Origin of the sequence: Stieleria tagensis (genome assembly GCF_024129865.1) — a bacterium.
GTDB lineage: Bacteria > Planctomycetota > Planctomycetia > Pirellulales > Pirellulaceae > Stieleria > Stieleria tagensis.
This window is the reverse complement of sequence record NZ_JAMYFE010000076.1, coordinates 32,227-51,215: the sequence shown is the minus strand read 5'-3', so window position 1 is coordinate 51,215 and position 18,989 is coordinate 32,227. Positions and strand designations below refer to the sequence as shown.

The window sequence follows — 18,989 nt, the reverse complement described above, 5'->3', positions numbered from 1 at the left end:
ACAATCTGCAACAAGTTCAGCTTCCGTTGATCTCTTTGAGCGTCAACAAAAGTCCAAGCAGCGGCGGGGGGCGAAATCCAAACGCTTGCGTCGTCGACGATTGGGCGCGGCAATCGAAACATTGGAACAGCGCAATTTGCTGACCTATGCGATCGACTTGTTCGCCGACATCAACCAGTTGGGGATTTCATCGGACATCAACCAAGTCGTGCCGATCGGAAACGAAACATTCTTCGTCGCCGATGACGGCCAGGTCGGAAGCGAGCTTTGGAAAACCGATGGCACAGCCGGTGGAACCGTGTTGGTCAAGGATTTGCTGCCAGGTCCAGACACGTCATCACCGTCAGATCTGACCGCGGTCGGTGGTCTGTTGTACTTCACCGCGTTGGATGAAAACAGCGAGACGGACCTGTGGAAAAGCGACGGAACCGAAGCGGGAACGGTCAAAGTTTTTGATGCCGATGCGGCCGGTGTCTATTATTTGAGCCAGTTAACGGAATCGGGCGGAAAACTTTTCTTCACCGCCTACGAACCGTCGACCAGTTATGAGTTGTGGGTCAGTGACGGAACCAGCAGCGGAACGCAGTTGGTGTTAGATATCAACTCCGACCAGACCGTGTTTGAGCGTCCTCAGGAACTGACCGACGTCAACGGCACGCTGTTCTTTAGTAGTTATGACGACGGCTACTACAACCGCGAGCTTTGGAAGAGTGATGGAACGGCCGCCGGGACGATGATGGTCGCCGATTTGGGAATTGATCCAGGCGCCGACCCCCTCGATCCTGCCGACGATGATCCTTCGGTCAGTTCAAACCCGTCATCATTGACGAACGTAGGCGGACAACTTTTCTTTACAGCCGAAGACTACGTCGGTGGGGTGGAATTGTTCCGCAGTGACGGAACGGCCGCTGGAACGGTGATGGTCGCAGACTTCAACCCCTCGGGATCGTCCGATCCGAGAGAGCTGACCGCGTTTGACGGCGACCTGTTTTTCTCGGCCGATGATGGCACCTCGGGGCGCCATTTGTATCGCTCCGATGGCAACAGTATCAGTTTTGTCGCCGACACGACCGGCGGACTGGGTGAATCGGTGCCGGTGGACTTCGCCGTTGTCGGTAACGAGTTGTTTTTCAGCGCCAACGGATCGGCTTCCGTGACCACCGTTTCCGCGACCGTGCCAACCTTGACCGCCGATAACTCCGTCGTCAGCGGTGGCGATGCCGGGCTTGTCGCCCAGACCACCTCGGCGTCGGCTGGAGTGATTTCCAGTTTTACCGGCATCGATACCTTCAACGCCGTCCAACAAGGTGGAGTGGATGATGGGCCCGGTTGGGTCAGCAGCGGTGCAAGACCGGGAACGGCGGGGGTTGGATTGCAGTCGGTCGAAGTCGGGGATCTGTACGTGAACGCCATTGGTCCCGGCGAACTTGCGACGGAAGCCTGGGAGTGGACGATCAGTGACCCGGCCGGGCTGTCGAACATTTCGTTCGCGGGGTTTGCATCGGGGAATGAATTCAATTCCTACGAAGAACCTATTTCTGCTTTCGACGAGGGGTTATTGTTTGAATTGTTCCTCAACGGTAGTTCGACGCCCGTGATGACTGATACCGTCACAGGTGACGCGTTGAACAATTGGTATGCCGGGCGTGATGCGGCCAACGTGAATTTGTCAGATGCCGGTGGCGCCGCAGTGACGACCGCCACGGTGCGTCTGTCGATCGGAAATTCGACCTTTCCTAATTATCCCTCTGGCGGCGATGAAGCTTTCATTGTCAATGCGACGTTGACCGCGGATTTGGATTCCAATACCACACACGTGGTCGATACCGGGCGTGAATTGCACAAGACCGATGGCACGACCGCCGGAACGGTGATGGTCAAAGACATCGTGCCACAGGGGAGTTCCAATCCATTTCAATTGACGGCTGTCGGCAACCAACTGTTCTTTTCCGCCGACGATGTGCTGGGCGATGGATTGGAGTTATGGGTGTCCGATGGCACCGAATCTGGGACCGTACAGGTGATTGATTCGTTACCCGGAAACGACCTGTATGGTGCGCCATTGGATGGTGCTCCCGAATTGTTTGGCGTTCTCGGTGGCGAGTTGCTATTCACCACAACGGACTCGACACAAGATCGTGAGTTGTGGATCAGCGATGGCACCGCCGGCGGCACCGCACCGGTAATGAATATCAACCCAACCAACGGTGACGCCGATATTTCGGATGTGTTTGCGTTTGGCAACTCACTGTACTATGTCGCCAACGATGGACTGAACGGCGAAGCGATTTGGCACACTGATACGTTGACCGGCGTGACCGAGATGTTGGTGGATGTATCCCCTAGCAGTACCGACAAAATTTCCAAACTAGGTGTGATCAACGATTCGTCGCAGCAGATTGTTTTCTACAACAATTCTCTGGGCACCCAAGGGGGTGTCTACTTCACCGATCGTTCTGGTTCGTTGACACAGTTGACCGATCGTCGCCCGGTTCCGTTGGATGCCGACGGGACAATGTTTGTGATGGTCGGACACACGATTTACTTCGTCGCTGATGATGGGCCATCTGGAAACGAATTGTGGCGCAGCGATGGGACCGCGGCTGGAACCAGGATGGTCGAAGATCTGATTCCGGGGACCGACAGCAGTGATCCGCGAGAATTGACTTCGTTCATGGGACGTCTGTATTTCAGTGCCGATAGCGAAGACTATGGTCGCGAATTGTTTTCAACCGATGGCAACACGATCACGCTGGAAGAAGATCTCAATACCAGGGTTGTCAACGGGACCAATCAATCGTCGGATCCAGAGGAATTAACGGTCAGCGGTGGCAAACTATTTTTCACAGCCGATGACGATGTGATTGGCCGTGAACTTTATCGACGGGATTCCGTGGGGATCGATTTGGTCGCCGACATTCGATCCGGTGGCAACAGTTCCGATCCGTTGGCCCTGAGAGATGTTGACGGCGTGTTGTATTTCGCCGCACATGACGGCAGCGATGGTTTTGAACCCTTCCGCTCCACCGGCACTGACATCTCGACCTATCAAATTGCTGACATCAATTCCGGTGGGTCAGGTTCATTCCCGAATCAGTTTTTTGAGGCTCTCGGTCAAGTCTTCTTTTCCGCCGACGACGGGACCACCGGCAGGGAATTGTGGGTGACCGACGGTACAGCCGGCAACGCGACTCAGGTCGCAGACATTCAGCCGGGCGGGGCGAGCGAACCTGTCCCTCTATTAGATACCGGCAAACGGTTGCTCTTGAGTGCCGCGGGATCCGGGTTCGATGATCGAGAATTGTGGGCTACCGATGGGACGTCGGCTAATACGTTGCAAGTCGAAGACTTGTATCCGACAGAATTCTTCGGCAGCGATCCCACCGATCTGATTCAGGTCTACGACAGGATGTATTTTGTCGCGACCAGTCCGACGGCCGGTCGCGAGCTGTTTCAAATCGAAGAGGTCTCGCCGCAAGTTGCCACCGTTTCTGTCGGCGGCGAAGTCGGGCAACCGCCGAATCCGGAATCACAACGATCCACGGTGGATTTAGTCACGGTCGTATTGGACGGGCGGATTGACGTTCCGGCATCGGCGATTTCGTTGGTCAACCGCGACACCGGCCAAGCGGTCAATTCGGTCCAGGTCAACTCGCGATTTGAGTCGGGACAAACGCTGGTTGAATTGACCTTTGCGAGTGGCGCTTCGGTGATCAATCGCGATCCACACGGCACGACGGGGCTGCGCCACTCGCTGGCCGATGGGAACTATCAATTGACCATCGCCGGTGCCTCGGTCTCGTCGCTGGTCAGTGGTGCTGTGATGGCGGCAGATTATCAATTCGGCACCACGCCGAACGATCAATTCTTTCGTTTCTTTGGCGACGTCGACGGTGATCGCGACGTGGACGGACTGGACTATAGCCAGTTTGCCCAGACGTTCCTGCAGTCATTGGGATCAGCCGATTACAACGAAGAATTTGATTTTGATGGTGACGGTGATGTCGACAGTCTGGACTTTGGTCAGTTGAGCCAGCACTTCCGGCGGAAACTTAATTTCTAGTCGATCCGCACTCGCTAGAGAGCCTAGAGTTCGGCAGTTTGCCACTGCCGAAATTTCTTGACCGCGCATCGCCATGCTGTCTCGCTCGATCCAAAACCCGTATCAGGCCCCCGAGTTGATTCGCCGCTGGCGGCGTGGCCGGATCGTCATGCAAGCTGGCAAATTGGTGCGCATCGAACGTCGCTGGTCGACCGGCAGTGTGTCGATGGCTCAGGTTTGGTGGCAAAGTCGCTATGGTCGGCCGAACGACAATCTGTGTTGGTTGGACTATCACCAACCTTGGGGGATGCCTGGATTTTTGACGCTGGACTACATCCGTAGCGGACGTCGCGCAGGTTACAAGAGCTTGATCGGTGCCTGTCGCGTCTTGGACGAGATTGCTTGTTTGCGTGGGGCCAGCGCGATCGTCGCTCACATTTCGACTGCCAGTATTTCCGATCGATTTTTGCAACGCATCGGCTGGCAGCGACATTTAGAGAGCTGGTCCGGTCGGCATTGGATTCGTCGCTTTTACGACGGCTATCCGGATGGCGGGATCGAGCGTTATCTTGATTCGCATGAATTTTCTGAGCCACGCGATTCCGTACTTCGATGAACCGCTGGTCGCCGTCAGTACGGCCGTTCCCGACTGGTTGAGCGTGGTGGATCGCAAAATCCGGGCTCGCGAGCGAATGGCTGTCGCCGAGTTGAATTCGTCCGACAGTGCGGTCCGCGATGTTGCAACCGGTATTCTGCATCACATTCGTGACGACCACTGGTTTCATACGACAGCTGCGTTTGTCGAAACCAATTTGGAATTGGCCGTGCAGTTGCGTGACCTGTTACCCGGCGACCGCGGCTTTCGCCCGATGTTTGTCGGTCACATCCTGATCGAAGTTTTTCTCGATGCGTACTGGATCCGCGACGATCCCGACGTTGCCAGTCGGTACTACGCCCTGGTCGATTCCACTTCGCCGGAACTGATTCAGCGCTGTGTGAATCAGATCACCGGCAAACCGACTCATGATTTGGCCGCCGCGATCCGACGATATGCCGAGGCCCGATTCTTGTACGACTATTTGGACCACCAGCGACTGCTGATGCGACTGAACCAAGTGATGGGGCGGGTCGGTCTGGCGGAATTGCCACAATCGCTTTTGCCCTGGCTCCAATCTGCCGCTGAGTTGGTAGAATCGCGACGTGGACAATTTCTCACACGGCCGGACGGCTCGACTCCCTTTCCACCCCTCCCCTAGGACGAACGATCAATGAAGTATGGTATGAATCTGCTGCTGTGGAGCGGCGAAGTCACCGAGGAAATGTATCCGGTTTGTGAAAAACTGAAGGCCGCGGGTTTCGACGGCGTCGAATTGCCGATGTTCAATTTGGATTTGGACTACGCCGCAATCGGCCAGCAGTTGGATTCGATGGGATTGGGGCGAACCGCAGTGACCATTCGCGGTGAAGACGACAACCCGATTTCACCCGACGCGGCGGTTCGTCAAAAAGGGATCGATGCCACAAAAAAGACGCTGGATTTATGTGCCGCCGCGGGCGTTGAAACCCTGGTCGGTCCCTACCACTCGGCGATCGGACTTTTTAGTGGTGCCGGCCCCACCGATGATGAATGGAAGTGGGGCGTCGAAAGCATGCGCGCCGTGGCCGAACATGCCGGTCAAGTCGGTGTGCGGTTGGGCGTCGAAGCGCTCAATCGATTCGAGTGCTATCTGTTGAACACCCACGCCGATTCGACTCGCTTTGTTCGAGACGTCGATCATCCGGCCTGTGGCATCATGTACGACACCTTTCACTGCAACATCGAAGAAAAGAATGTGAGCGATGCTGTGTTGGCAGGTGGCGACAAACTGTTCCACATTCACATCAGCGAGAATGATCGCAGTACTCCCGGCAAAGGTCAGATTCGCTGGGAAGAAAACTTTGATGCCATCGCGAAAAGTGGCTATGACGGTTGGTTGGTGATCGAAGCGTTCGGGTTGGCACTGCCGGAAATTGCGGCGGCGACCAAGATTTGGCGAACGATGTTCACTGATGAAATCACCTTGGCGACCGAGGGATTGGCATTCATGAAATCCGAAATCGAAAAACGCCAGTAACACAGTATGGATACGACTGATCAGACGGCTGCTCCGGCAGTCGTCTTTCTGTCCGGCGATTTAATGTTCGCTTCGCGTGTCCGCGCTGCCGCGGACGCCGAGGGGTTGCAGTTTCATTTGGCCGGAAAGCTGCCTGAAATCGACAACATCGTTTGGGTGATCGTCGATTTGGCGACTCGTAGCGGCGCCGTCGATGGATTGATGCAGCAATGTCAACAGTTCGCCCCCGCGGCACGCGTGATCGCCTATGGGCCTCACGTTCAAGTCGCACGGTTAGAGAAAGCCAAACAGGCCGGGATCCCCGTTGTCGTGACACGTGGCCAATTTGATCGGTCACTCGGTTCCCTATTCACCAGCCAACCGCAGTAGAGAGATTACGGATGCCGTCTGTTTTAGCAATCGCAGCGCACCCCGATGACATTGAATTCACGATGGCAGGCACGCTGTTGCAGCTCGCACGCCGTGGCTGGGAGTTGCATTATGTGAATTTGTGTGACGGATCGCGCGGCAGCACCACGCTCGATCGCAGCGAATGCGCGATCACACGGCTGGCCGAAGCAAAACAAGCTTGTGAAGTGTTAGGAGCGACGTTTTACGGGCCGATCTTTCCCGACATGGAAGCGACCTATTCGTTCGGTAATCTGGCCAAAGTCACCGCGATCGTGCGTCAGGCCAAACCGTTGATCGTGCTCACACAGTCTCCGTCGGACTACATGGAAGACCATGAGGTGGCGTGTCGCTTGGCCGTCAGCGCGGCGTTTTCGATCGGGATGCCCAATCTGGTCAGTGATCCACCGGTCCAGGCCTCGTATGACCCCGTGACGGTTTACCACACGCAACCGGTCGGCAATCGCACGCCGCTCGGGGAACTAGTTGTCCCACACTTCTACGTCGATCACACCGATTTGATCGACCAAAAAGAGGCCGCGCTGGCACGTCATGCCTGCCAGAAAGAATGGTTGGATCAAAGCCAGGGCATGGACAGTTATTTAAAAACCATGCGTGACGCCAGCGCCGAGATCGGCAGCATGAGTGGCCGTTTTGAGTATGCGGAAGGCTGGCGCAAGCATTTGCATTGGGGGTTCTGCGGCCCCAATGACGATCCGCTGCGGGCAGCGCTGGCCGACGTGATTGTCGAAGCGACATGAGAGTGAAGAAATCGATGCGTCAATTTGCCAGTCCATTTTCATTAACAATGAAATTGGCGCAACTTCAAAACGCGTGACCAAGAGATTTCGTGTGTTCACGGGAGTCCCTCGCTGACCGGGCTGTTGATTGAATCAGCCGGCACGCTCTATCGTCCGGTTCGGACCGGGAAATGCCGCCAGGGCAAGCTCTGGGTTAGGTCGCGACATTTTTCTCTGCCCTGCCTGTAAGGCCTTGTGATAGTCTCGGTATTCCCAGTGGTAGATGCCCTCACTGCCAGCGGCGGCTTGATCGCTATACTGGGGAACCCTTCGTGCACACGGTTCGTTTCGCCGACCATTGGCTAGCCGTGTGATCGATGCCCCCCAGTGAGAAGGTCTCGGTGAGCGATTCTCCCGTAACGCGAGCGACGCTGATTTTACGGCTTCGTGACGGAAACGATCATGATGCGTGGAGCGAATTCCTGCGGGATTACGGCCCGATGCTGTATCGATTCGTGCGCAGTCGTGGGCTGCAAGATGCCGACGCGGCCGATGTCGTCCAGGATGTTTTGCGACGCGTCGGATCGGCGATCGGTCGATTGGAATATGACAAGCAAAAAGGTGGTTTCCGGGCCTGGTTGTTCACGATCACACGCAATCGCCTGTACAGCTATTTTGAAAAACGCAACAAGATTGGGCCGACAGGAAACGACACCCAGCAAATGCAACTGTTGGCTCAGGCAGCGGACGACCGCAGTGAACTGCACGAACAATGGGAATTGGAACACCTGCGATCGCTGGCGGCCGCGGCCATGCAAGTCGTAGAACAACAATCGGACCCCAAGACCTGGTCTGCGTTTCGGATCACCGCGGTGGAAGGGCGGCCTGCCGCGGCGGCGGCAGAGGAATTGTCGATGTCGCCGGGGGCGGTGTATGTCGCCAAAAGCCGTGTGACGGCGCGACTGCGGACGGAAATAGAACGCTTGCAATCCCAAGAGGAACAGTGATGTCGGTTACGACCTGCCCGACGCCAGCCGAACTAGAAGCTTTGATCAGTGGCGTGATGCCTGCGGCCAAGGCGGATGAAACCACCGAACATGTGGGGGGCTGCACGCGCTGCCAAGACGCCATGGATTCGGTGTCGTCGGCACAGTTGGTCGGTCTAGGCGGGGCATCACTGGGCGAGGTTTCGATCGAAGATTTGGTCGGTCGGCAAGTCATTGCCCCACCTGCCGGCGATTCGGCCTATTGGCAAGCCGTCACGAAACTGACCGGCGAATTTGCTCCGGCCGGCACGAACGACAGCGGCGACTCGGCCACGAAGATCGGTGTCGCAGAGGATGCTGCAACGGCAAACAACGATTCAGGTGCTCCGGCGGTGCGGCGTGCTGAGCCCCAGTCGGAACCGGTGGTTCCAGCCTCCACACAGCCCACTTTGGAACAGCCCAACCCGGTGCTGTTGCCGTTCTTGAAGCCCTCGGATGACCCGGCGTACATCGGCCGATTGCACCACTTTGAAATCCTGCGAATCATCGGACGCGGTGGGATGGGCATCGTTCTCGAAGCATTCGACACGCACCTGCAGCGGATCGTCGCCATCAAGGTATTGAACCCCGAGTACGACAAGAATGACGTTGCGCGGCAACGGTTTTGTCGAGAAGGCCGCGCCGCCGCAGCGATCTCGCACGAACATGTCGTTGCCATGCACCAAGTCGCTCGTGAAGACCAGGGCGAAGTGGCATTTTTGGTGATGCAGTACATCGAGGGAGACACGCTGGAGGAACGGCTGCGCGATCGCAAGGGATTGCCGCCCGAACAGGCCGCCTTGATCGGGATGCAAATCGCCGCGGGGCTTTCGGCGGCGCACGAGCGCGAGATGGTTCACCGTGACATCAAACCGGCGAATATCTTGATCGAATCGGGCACCGAGCGAGTCAAACTGACCGATTTTGGGTTGGCCCGAGCCACCGATGATGTGCGTCTGACCAAGACCGGAATGGTCACCGGCACTCCACTGTACATGTCACCCGAGCAAGCGACCGGCGCGACAGCCGATGAACGCAGCGATCTGTTTTCACTCGGGGCGGTGATGTACGAAATGCTGACCGGCAAATCGCCGTTCGAAGCGCCGTCGATTGTCGGTGTGATGAAACGGATCATGGATGAGATGCCGGATCCGCCCCGGCGGCTTGATTCGGCCATTCCAAAAGGGTTGTCGGACCTGACGATGGCGTTGTTGGACAAGAATCCTGAGAATCGGCCGGAATCGGCGACCTATGTCGCGCACGCATTGGCCGAGATTGTCACCAGCTATGGCCCGATCTCGCCGTTGCAGGTGCCCGCTGTCGGCGGCAACGCGACCACTTTAGGTGGTTCGGGCACGCAGCGACTGGTTTCTCGCAACACTTACTTTGCGGCTTGGGCCGCCGGGCTAATCGGTCTGGCAAGCCTGGCCGCCGCGGCGGGCCTGTTCGCCAATCGTTCGCATCCACCAGCGGCTGTTGCTGCGGTCGATGCCTTTCCGTCGATCGTGCTGGCCGGAAATCCAGGCACCGTGTGGGCGGTTGATTTTGATTCGACGGGCCAACAGGTGGTCACAGCGATTGAAGACGGCAGTGTGCGATTGTGGGACGTCGCGAATCAAAAGGTCTTGCGCAGTTTTGATGCCCATCGCGGCAGGGTGTCGATGATCCAATACCATCCGACCAAACCAATCGTGGCCACCAGTGGTGACGACGGGATGGTGAAGATTTGGGATGCCAATTCGCTGGAGTTGCTACAGGAATGGAATGCCGGCAACGCGGTTGGCAAGCTCGCGTTTTCACCGGATGGAACTCGGATTGTTGCCGGTAACAGTGACGGCGAATTGCATATCTGGCATATCGATTCCGGCCAGCCGCTGGTGACCATCACTCAGCCCGGTTCGATCGCGGGCGTCGACTGGTCGCCCGATGGGCGTTCGATTGCGACGGTCGGCAGTGATAAAATCGTTCGTGTCTGGGATGCCGAAACATTGGAACAGCGGCAGACCATGCACGGGCACCGCGGACCGATCTACAACGTTGCGTTTGCCCCTCAAGGATCGCTGCTGGCCACCGTTGGCTGGGGCAAAGAGGTTCACATCTGGGACACTGCGACCGGATTGGAAGAACGCCAATTGACCGGCAGCGAAAGCGATAACTGGAGTGTCGCATTTTGTGCTGATGGCACTCACGCGGTTGCCGCCAGCGAAGACGGCAAATGTCGAATTTGGAACCTCGCCGACGGGCAGCTGGTTGCCACGCTGACGGGCCATGAATCGGCTGTGCAAAACGTCTCGTTGGACCCGGTCAATCAACGCATCGCCACCGCCGGTCGCGACGGAACCGTACGGGTCTGGGACCTGAGCGGATTGAAGCATTAGGCCGGCTACAGTCGCTGCAACCCACCAGCCTGCGCTTACGATCGATGGCGGTTCCTAGCCAGGCAAATTGGTGCGACCAAGATCCGGCTGATCGGCAACACAATCGCTGTTGCGGCGACACAGTGCCATAGCAACACGTTATCGCTGGGGATCCAGATCCAAAACAGGTAACCGCAAACCAACGTGCCGACGATGTAGGCGGTCAACAATAGTGCCAACGTGCTTGGCGTGGTCAGCATCGACCGCGACAGCGCGATCGCCGCAGCAACCACCAACGCTAGTTTGAATGCCAGCAACCAAGGCAGTAAAGATGGCAATAGATTGATCTGTTCCCAGCCCCAAGCTTGCCAGGCTTCCCAGTTAGGGAAACGCAAAAAGTGGTACAGGAACCAACTGAGACAGGCAAACGTGGTCAAGACTTTTCCCACGACGCTGTATAGTCCATAGCGTTGATTGCCGGTTGATTCTGTGGCGACGGACCAGGTGGTGTGCCTTGCCACCAAAATGATTCCCGCGAGCGTGTACGCCAACGCAATTTTCCAGCCCGCATCCGGATCAGCGAACGACTGTTGCATGGAAGTGTTCCAGGCGAAAAACAGTTTGTCACCATGGCCGGTCAACCACCACACCAACAGCGTCAGGGGGACACCGGCCAGCACGGCATACCAAATCGCCGTGATCATTGCTTGTCGCGTCCACACCACGGTTGAACTTGCAATCGGCGCCACAGCGATCAGATTCGGCAAGAAGCGTCCATCGCGTCCAGCGAAGATCCACGCGCTGGCCATCGCACCCGGGTACAGCGAGACAATGATCATGCCGATCAATTCCTGCAGGGTGGGGACTTGGATCATCGATACAGACCCAACCCCAATCAACCAACAAACAGCGGTGATCCGCCCGGCAACACCCAGCAATTTTGTCAGATCAAAACGTAGGAGTGCTCGTGTCGGTGAAACGATCGCAGCTGGTATCGGCGGAGTCGTTGTTGCCGTCGCGGCAATGGCTTGATGATCGTCAGCGGTTGTTCTCCCGAACCACCATCCAGCCGACTCACGCGGTAGCCCAGTCGTATGGCAGCGTGCCAAACGGACACTGCGATAGGCCAACCAAACCGCCAAAACGTACAACGACATGCCGACGATCCAAGCCACAGGGATCAGGTGTTGGGAATGGCGCAGGATCGCGGGGGATCTGTTGGACAGATCGAAGTTGAGAGCCAGGCTTGCGCAAAGTAAAAACCAACCATAGGCCGGCACGATCATCACGACGACCAGCGTCAGTTTGGTGTAGTCCCAGCGAAAGGGACGCCAGACCAGCCAGGCGCCAATCGCCGGTAACGTTGCCAGCCCGATCGTCGGCAACAACCACCGCTGCAGCGGGTAACCGGTCAGTCGAATGGTCGTCGCGGCGGTGGCAACAACAAACAAAATCCAGATGGTTTTCATCGCCAACGGCACGACCGCCAGCGTCCACGAATTCAGCGGTGAACGCAGCAACCAAGGGTGATATCCCGTGGCGCCAGTGCTGATGTCGCCGTGATCGTTGAATTCGAACAAACCCACGGTGATCAATAGCAGCGGCATCGATGCAAGCAGGATCGCAACCACTGTCACTTGTTCGGTGCCTAGGGCGTCGTCGAAACCGCCGGCCCAGTAGACAAGCACTGATAAATGAATCACGACCAGGTAGCCGACCGCAAGCGAGATCAGCAATCGATTCCGCGAGATTAACAGCCGTGCCAAAGCGAGGGATTCAGACACTTTCGTTGACCTCCATTGTTTCCACTGTGGTCCGTTGCCGGTTCGGCAACGTGCGGACTCTACCGGCAAACCAACGCTGCAATGTTGCCGGTTCGCTACGGATCAAGTCCCAGCGAGTTCCAGCGGATTCCACGCTGATGTCCGGCCCTCCCCTGCTCTGCTGCAAATCCAGCAACACCGACCACTCCGTGCCGTCGCCGCTGGGTCCGAAGGTCGCAGGAATGGTCGGCGGAGTCGTTGAGGGGACATCGGATTTGTACCAGCACTGCAGGTATCGATCGGGCAACGTGTCTGCAGCGATCGATTCCAACAGTTTGCCATCGTGCAGCAAAGCCACGTGGTCACAGACTCGTTCGATTTCATCCAACAAGTGGCTCGAAAACAATACCGTGCGGCCTTCATCAGCCGTCGTGCGAATGATCGCTTCTAAAATGTCGGCGCGGGCGATCGGATCCAGGCCACTGCTCGGTTCGTCCAGGATCAACAGTTCGGGCCGATGGGCAATCGCCGCCAGCAGGGCCGCACGGGCGCGTCCGCCTTTGGAAAGTGATTTGAGTTTTGCCGCTGGGGAGAGTGAAAACATTTCGCACAACTCGGCGGCATAGCGATCGGACCAACCCGGATACACGCTGCGACAGAATTGAATCAGATCGTTGACCCGCATCCACTGGGGCAGCGAGTCTTCTTCACTCATGTAGCCGATGCGAGCAAGCAATTTTTCCGGCCGGATGGTCGGGTCCTGTCCCAGCACATTGACCGATCCGTGCAACGCCTTCATCGATCCGATCAGGTGTCGGATCAAGGTGGTCTTGCCGGCGCCGTTGAGTCCGACCAATCCAAAGATCGAACCGTGATCAATGTTCAGCGTGACGTCGGTCAATGCCGGTTTGCCACGGAAGTGTCGTGAGAGCGAGCGGATTTCGACCGCATGGGGAGACAAAGAACTCATCAGCGCGGCTCCTGTTGCACGATGGCACTGCGACGTGAATCAATCAACTCATGGAACTCATTGGGTTCGACGCCCAAGTGTTCAGCCAGCACCAGCAGTTTGTCGATCTCTGGGACCAGCAAGGCGCGTCGACGCGCGGCGCTGATCTTGCGAGGCGTCTCAGAAACAAAGGTGCCGGTGGTGCGGCGTTTTTCGACCAATCCCTCGTGTTCCAGCTCGCGATAGGCACGGGCGATCGTGTTCGGGTTGACCTGAATCGACTCCGCCAATCCGCGGATCGTCGGTAACTCGTCACCGCTGGCAAGCTGCCCGGACAGAATTCGGAAGCGAATTTGCTCCACGATTTGCTGGTAAATCGGCTGGCTGCCGGATTGGACTTGGATCAGCATCGTTGCACCTTTGTATTAACTCAATGATACAAGGTGCGAGGAGGATTGTCAAGTCACTCCTTTCGGTCCGTGGTCGCGAGTTTTAGACTGATGCGGTCGATCGCGTGTTTGACCGATCGCGGCAGCGCTTTTTTAGCCCGCGCCCTCCACCAGAATCACAGCGTCCCTCCGAATGTCATCTGACGACCTCACGCCTGATCCTTCCGATCCCGGGCAGCCGGAATCCCAGCCACCGCAGAATCCACCGCTGCGGGCCCGCGTTCCCGATCATGTTGCCGGCGGGACGTTCAGCACCGGTGCGATCGTGATGACGGGGCCGAGCGAATACATCGTCGATTTTCTGCAAACGATCGGGCGGCCGCACAAAGTCGCCGCGCGGGTGGTGATTCCCCATCCGGTGATGCCGCAGTTCATCGAAGCGTTGACGACCAATTTGGAACTGTATCGCAAGCGATTCGGCGACCCTGTTTCGCCGCAGCCTCAACCGCCCAACCCGGATGCCCGTCGCCCGAGCCCGCAGGAAATTTACGACGATCTGAAAATGCCCGATGAGGTGCTCAGTGGGACCTATGCCAACGGGGTGATGATCGGACATGGCGCGACCGAGTTCGGGCTGGACTTTTTAACCAGTTTTTTCCCGCAGTCTGCGGTCAGTGCACGCGTCTTTGTGGCTGCCGGCCAGGTGCCGCGATTGTTGGATTCTCTCAAAGGTGCCGTTCGCCAGTTCGACCAACGTCGCCAGGGTGGCAACCCACCGGACGCCCTGCCGCCCTCGCCACCGGCCGACGACAATCCCGGTCCCAGCGATAGCTAGTGCCGCGTGGGAATCGGTTTCCCGCCTGTCATCTGAACCGTCACCCTCGCCCGCCCCCCCCGAGTCCCTGTCTCACCGTCGTTTCTGTCAACATGGCCATTTCTGACGACCTGCCGTTGATGCATGACCTGCCGAGGACCGAGATTCCTGGGCGATTGCCGCTGGTGCTTGCCAGTGGTTCACCGCGGCGTGCCCAATTGCTGACTGCGGCGGGCTATGAATTCACGATCGATCCGGCCAGTGACGACGCCGAATGTGGGATGTGCAGTCGCGAGACGGCGCCGCAGCTGGTCGCCCGCTATGCATTTCGCAAGGCTCAGAGCGTGGTCGGCCGCTACAGCGATGCGATGATCTTGGCGGCCGACACGGTGGCGTCTTGCAACGCACAGATTCTGGGCAAGCCCGTCGATGAACGCCACGCGGCAGAAATGTTACGCACACTCAGCGGTCGCGAACACGATGTCTACACCGGTGTTTGCCTGTGGTCGGCCAAAAATTCAGCCTGTGTCGTTGATGTCGTGCGGACGCAGTTGCAAATGTCGGAATTGTCCGAGCAAACGATCGCCGATTACCTGGAAACATTGCTGTGGGAAGGCAAGGCCGGAGGGTTCGGATTCCAAGATGGAAACGACTGGATTCGCATCGTCGGAGACGGCAGTGAAAGCAACGTCGTCGGCCTGCCGATGGAGCGGTTGAAAGAAATGCTGGAAAATTTTGACTCATTAGCCGAAATCATAGATACCTCAGGATCGGTATTGCCTACTTCACAACGATGAGATTTGTTAAAGTTTGCGGGTGATCTTCCCCCAGCCGCCGCAATCGACTTCCACCGAACGGTTCGATTTGATGCTTCATTTTTTCTCTGGATCATTCACACGCCGCGCCACCGAGTGGTCTCTTGCGGCGATGGTTTTCGTTTTGTTGTCGGCGATGCCGGGCCGCGTCTTGGCTCAGGCGTCGGGGACACAGGCTTCGAGCAGCGAGAATTGGGCGGCCAAAATGTTTGCGACGACCGAGCATGATTTTCGTGCGGTCGGCCGTGGCGCCAAATGCGAGTATCACTTTGAATTCACGAACCTTTATGAAGAACAGGTTCATGTGGCGGCGGTGCGATCGAGTTGCGGTTGCACGACACCCACGGTCAGCAAGGACACGTTGAAAACGCACGAGAAATCATCGATCGTTGCCACCTTCAACACCAGCACGTTCATCGGCCAGAAATCGGCCACGATCACGGTGGTGATCGACCAGCCCTACTATGCCGAAGTGCAATTGAAAGTGAGCGGGTTTATCCGGACGGACATTACCTTTGATCCGCCCGAAGTCGCGTTTGGAGAGATCGCACCGGGGACCGGCACCGAACAGGACATCGTGATCACTCACACCGGCAATAGCCAGTGGCAGATCACCGACGTCCGCAGCCACTGCGACGATTTGCAGGTTCAATTGAGTCCCCCCAAGCAGACGCCCGGAATGGTCCGCTACCGAATGCGAGTCAAGGTGCTCGGTTCGATGCCCGAAGGCGACATTCGCGAACGGTTGACGCTGATCAGCAACGATCGCAATTTTCCGACGACCGAGATGTCGATCAATGGTCGTGTTCGGCCTTCGTTAACCGTTGCCCCAGCGGCCGTCAGTTTTGGCACCGCCAAACCCGGGGCGACGATTGAAAAGCGGTTGGTCGTTCGCGGCGATGAACCATTTACCATCTCCGACGTGGTTTGCGCCGACAACCGATTCGAATTCGACACGCCTAGCGGCAGCAAGAAACTGCATTTCGTCAAACTGAAATTTAATGCCGGCGATACGCCCGGTCGCATCGGGCAAGAGATTCGTATCGACACCGATTTGAAAGGTGGCAAATCAGTCACCTGCGTTGTCACCGGCAGCGTCGGCCAGTAACCCGACCCCTCAGTCACCGTTGGAGTTCACGCTTCAGCGTGCCGCAGTCGCGTTTCAACACGTCAATACCGAGCAACCTAAAGGTTGAACTCCAACGGTTTGAATACAGCGGTCTACAGCACCGCCACCGGGTAAGACCCCAGCGTCTCCAGCCGTGATGTGATTCCGCCGAGTTGATCGATGGCGGCGGCGACATTCGGCTCCCCGCGGTGCCCGGCGAATTCGACGAAGAACAGGTACTCGTTGCGAGATCCTGGCAGCGGGAACGATTCGATCCAGGTCAAGTTCAATTCCGCATCGCGGAACACGGTCATTGCAGCTGCCAGTGCACCGGGTTGATGATGGACCTGAAACAGCAACGACGTTTTGTCTTTGCCAGTGGGGTGTGTCTCGTCGCGTCCAAGCACGGCGAATCGAGTCACGTTGTCGGCGCGATCTTCGATGTTGCGAGAGAGTGCCTCCAGCCCATACGCGCGGCCGGCCGGTAAACTGGCCACCGCGCCAATGTGTTGGTGTTCGGCCGCCAGTTCTGCCGCTGCTGTCGTACTACTGACTTCAACCAGTTTTGCCTGCGGGAAATTGGCTGCCAACCACTCGCGGCACTGCGACAGTGCTTGCGGTTTGCTGTGAATTTCGGTGATCTGATCACGCTGGCCGCTGGCCAATAAATTGTGGTGGATCGGCAACAGCACTTCGCCACAGATCTGCATGTGGCGGCGGACGAACATCCCCAGCGTGTCGACGACGCGGCCATCGGTGCTGTTCTCGATCGGCACCAAACCACTTTTAGCATCTCCCCGATGAACGGCATCGAAAACCGCCGGGATACTGGTCACCGGTGCAAGTGCTGCTGATTCACCGAAATACTTGATTGCAGCAAGATGGCTGTAACTGTATTGGGGGCCGAGAAAGCTGACGCTGCGGGAATCGATTTGTCCGCGAGAGTGGCTGGCGATGTGACGCAAGGTTAACCGTAGCGACTCGGTGGCGGAATCACTCAAGCCGTCGGGTCCACCGGTCGCGCTGCGCAACGAGTCCAGTAGTCTCTCGAGGCGGGCATTTTCCTGTCCGACCGGTGCCAATGCGTCTTGGTCTGCAATTTCGCGGACCAGTGCCGTCCGTTTACCGATCAAACGGGCGATTTCCAAATCGATCGGATCCAGCAATTCAGCGGGGTCGGTTGGTTTTGATGGATTCACTGGCGAGACGCACTGGCTGGTGGAGATGACAAGACGGATACTCGGCGGATCGGCGCCGTAATATAGAGGACACGGGTCACTTGGCCAGCGACCCGGATTTGAGATCGATCGGCCGCGGGCGACAAGCCACCCTTTTTTCGATTCGGATGTCGATTTCCAGACCGGCCAATCGATCAGTCTCTAGTCGCGGATGATTCATCAGCCGTTGAATGGACAACCTTTTTAGAGAGAGAGAATTTCCGATGAAAGTCATGGTACTGGTCAAAGCAAACGACGATTCCGAGGCCGGCAGAATGCCCAGTGAACAACTGCTGACCGAAATGGGGAATTTCAACCAAGCCTTGGCCGAAGCCGGCGTGATGCGCAGTGGCGAAGGGTTGCATCCGACATCCAAGGCCAAGCGAGTTGCCTGTGACGGTCACCAACGTGTGGTGACCGATGGTCCTTTCGCAGAGACCAAAGAACTGATCGCCGGGTTCTGGATTTGGGAGGTTGCATCGATGGACGAGGCGGTTGATTGGGTCAAGAAGAGTCCCTTCCAGGCAGGTGAAATTGAGATTCGTCCCGTGTTCGAAGCGGAGGATTTTGGCGAGGAATTCACACCGGAGCTACGGCAACAGGAAGCTCGAGTTTTTGCACATGCCATGCTCAACGGTTCAACCACGCAGCCCTATCTGTTTTTTGCCGGCCGCTGCGAGGAGGCGTTGGAGTTCTACAAACAGGCCTTGGGAGCGAACGTGCAAATGATGATGCGGTTCAGCGACAGCCCCGATCCGCTGCCCGAGGGCATGTTGCAAAACGGGTTTGAAAACAAAGTCATGCATGCGACGTTCACGATCGGATCGATGACCCTGATGGGTTCCGATGGCTGCAACGACGCGACCCGTTTTTCTGGGTTTCGACTGGCGCTCACCGTACCCGACGAAAACGCTGCCCATCATGCACTGGATGCATTGGCCGCTGGCGGAACCATTGACATGCCGCTGCAGAAAACGTTTTGGTCACCCTGCTACGGTCAAGTCACCGACAAATTCGGGCTGGGTTGGATGGTGATGGTCGCTGGCCCGACCGCATAGGTTTTGAAGCTAGCGCTTTTTAAAGCCCAGCGGGCGACAAAATAACTGCCGGCGGCGTCAGTCGCCGGATACTGAAATCGCTCCGAGGCTAGGAACAAAAGCCAACGCTAAACTGACGTTTCAACTCAAATGGATCGGCAAATCGCAACTTCGATCTCTTCACTCTCCGGCGGGGCGGGCGTGCAGCTTGGCGTGCCACCCATTGGGAGAG

The 18,989-nt window shown here is 57.2% G+C and carries 16 protein-coding genes; 12 read left to right on the top strand and 4 right to left on the bottom strand.

Annotated elements, in window-relative coordinates:
• The first annotated feature begins 85 nt into the window (after window positions 1–85).
• From NHH03_RS18540 to NHH03_RS18505, 8 genes are all read left to right on the top strand, one after another.
• On the top strand, window positions 86–4,063 hold the full coding sequence (locus NHH03_RS18540; RefSeq protein WP_253158485.1) for an ELWxxDGT repeat protein: 3,978 nt from the start codon (window positions 86–88) through the stop codon (window positions 4,061–4,063).
• A 73-nt stretch (window positions 4,064–4,136) separates the two neighbouring features.
• A complete protein-coding gene (locus NHH03_RS18535; protein ID WP_253158484.1) occupies window positions 4,137–4,658 on the top strand; it encodes a hypothetical protein in 522 nt (173 codons plus the stop codon).
• Window positions 4,621–5,298, top strand: a complete 678-nt coding sequence (locus NHH03_RS18530; RefSeq protein WP_253158483.1) for a hypothetical protein — start codon at window positions 4,621–4,623, stop codon at window positions 5,296–5,298. The genes NHH03_RS18535 and NHH03_RS18530 overlap by 38 nt, the downstream gene beginning before the upstream one ends.
• Before the next feature lie 12 nt (window positions 5,299–5,310).
• Window positions 5,311–6,156, top strand: coding sequence for a sugar phosphate isomerase/epimerase family protein (locus NHH03_RS18525; protein WP_253158482.1), 846 nt, complete (start codon window positions 5,311–5,313; stop codon window positions 6,154–6,156).
• A 6-nt stretch (window positions 6,157–6,162) separates the two neighbouring features.
• Window positions 6,163–6,525, top strand: a complete 363-nt coding sequence (locus tag NHH03_RS18520) for a histidine kinase (protein ID WP_253158481.1) — start codon at window positions 6,163–6,165, stop codon at window positions 6,523–6,525.
• Between the two features lie 11 nt (window positions 6,526–6,536).
• The gene (locus NHH03_RS18515) at window positions 6,537–7,304 is read left to right on the top strand and encodes a PIG-L deacetylase family protein (RefSeq protein WP_253158480.1); all 768 of its coding nucleotides are present in this window, start codon (window positions 6,537–6,539) and stop codon (window positions 7,302–7,304) included.
• Between the two features lie 380 nt (window positions 7,305–7,684).
• Window positions 7,685–8,290: an RNA polymerase sigma factor gene (locus tag NHH03_RS18510; protein ID WP_253158479.1), complete on the top strand. Its 606-nt coding sequence runs from the start codon at window positions 7,685–7,687 to the stop codon at window positions 8,288–8,290.
• A complete protein-coding gene (locus NHH03_RS18505) occupies window positions 8,290–10,686 on the top strand; it encodes a WD40 repeat domain-containing serine/threonine protein kinase (RefSeq protein WP_253158478.1) in 2,397 nt (798 codons plus the stop codon). Before NHH03_RS18510 ends, NHH03_RS18505 begins: the two co-directional genes overlap by 1 nt.
• Window positions 10,687–10,721: 35 nt before the next feature.
• On the opposite strand, the gene NHH03_RS18500 is transcribed toward NHH03_RS18505, so the two are convergent.
• The 3 genes from NHH03_RS18500 to NHH03_RS18490 are packed head-to-tail and all read right to left on the bottom strand — an operon-like array spanning window position 10,722 to window position 13,787.
• A complete protein-coding gene (locus NHH03_RS18500) occupies window positions 10,722–12,449 on the bottom strand; it encodes a hypothetical protein (protein ID WP_253158477.1) in 1,728 nt (575 codons plus the stop codon).
• Complete coding sequence (locus tag NHH03_RS18495; protein ID WP_253158476.1) at window positions 12,442–13,398, bottom strand: ABC transporter ATP-binding protein; 957 nt, start codon at window positions 13,396–13,398, stop codon at window positions 12,442–12,444. Before NHH03_RS18495 ends, NHH03_RS18500 begins: the two co-directional genes overlap by 8 nt.
• Complete coding sequence (locus NHH03_RS18490) at window positions 13,398–13,787, bottom strand: GntR family transcriptional regulator (protein ID WP_253158475.1); 390 nt, start codon at window positions 13,785–13,787, stop codon at window positions 13,398–13,400. The genes NHH03_RS18495 and NHH03_RS18490 overlap by 1 nt, the downstream gene beginning before the upstream one ends.
• A gap of 172 nt (window positions 13,788–13,959) precedes the next feature.
• On the opposite strand from NHH03_RS18490, the gene NHH03_RS18485 reads away from it, so the two are divergent.
• From NHH03_RS18485 to NHH03_RS18475, 3 genes are all read left to right on the top strand, one after another.
• Complete coding sequence (locus tag NHH03_RS18485; protein ID WP_253158474.1) at window positions 13,960–14,601, top strand: DUF3467 domain-containing protein; 642 nt, start codon at window positions 13,960–13,962, stop codon at window positions 14,599–14,601.
• Window positions 14,602–14,720: 119 nt separating this feature from the next.
• A complete protein-coding gene (locus tag NHH03_RS18480) occupies window positions 14,721–15,377 on the top strand; it encodes a Maf family protein (RefSeq protein ID WP_253158525.1) in 657 nt (218 codons plus the stop codon).
• Between the two features lie 223 nt (window positions 15,378–15,600).
• The gene (locus tag NHH03_RS18475; protein ID WP_390895592.1) at window positions 15,601–16,503 is read left to right on the top strand and encodes a DUF1573 domain-containing protein; all 903 of its coding nucleotides are present in this window, start codon (window positions 15,601–15,603) and stop codon (window positions 16,501–16,503) included.
• Window positions 16,504–16,616: 113 nt separating this feature from the next.
• On the opposite strand, the gene pheA is transcribed toward NHH03_RS18475, so the two are convergent.
• The gene (gene pheA, locus NHH03_RS18470; protein ID WP_253158472.1) at window positions 16,617–17,702 is read right to left on the bottom strand and encodes a prephenate dehydratase; all 1,086 of its coding nucleotides are present in this window, start codon (window positions 17,700–17,702) and stop codon (window positions 16,617–16,619) included.
• 242 nt (window positions 17,703–17,944) lie between these two features.
• Here pheA and NHH03_RS18465 point away from each other — a divergent pair, with 242 nt between their 5' ends.
• Window positions 17,945–18,778 carry a YciI family protein gene (locus NHH03_RS18465; protein ID WP_253158471.1) on the top strand — a complete coding sequence of 278 codons (834 nt, stop codon included), beginning with the start codon at window positions 17,945–17,947 and terminating at the stop codon, window positions 18,776–18,778.
• Window positions 18,779–18,989: the final 211 nt, after the last annotated feature.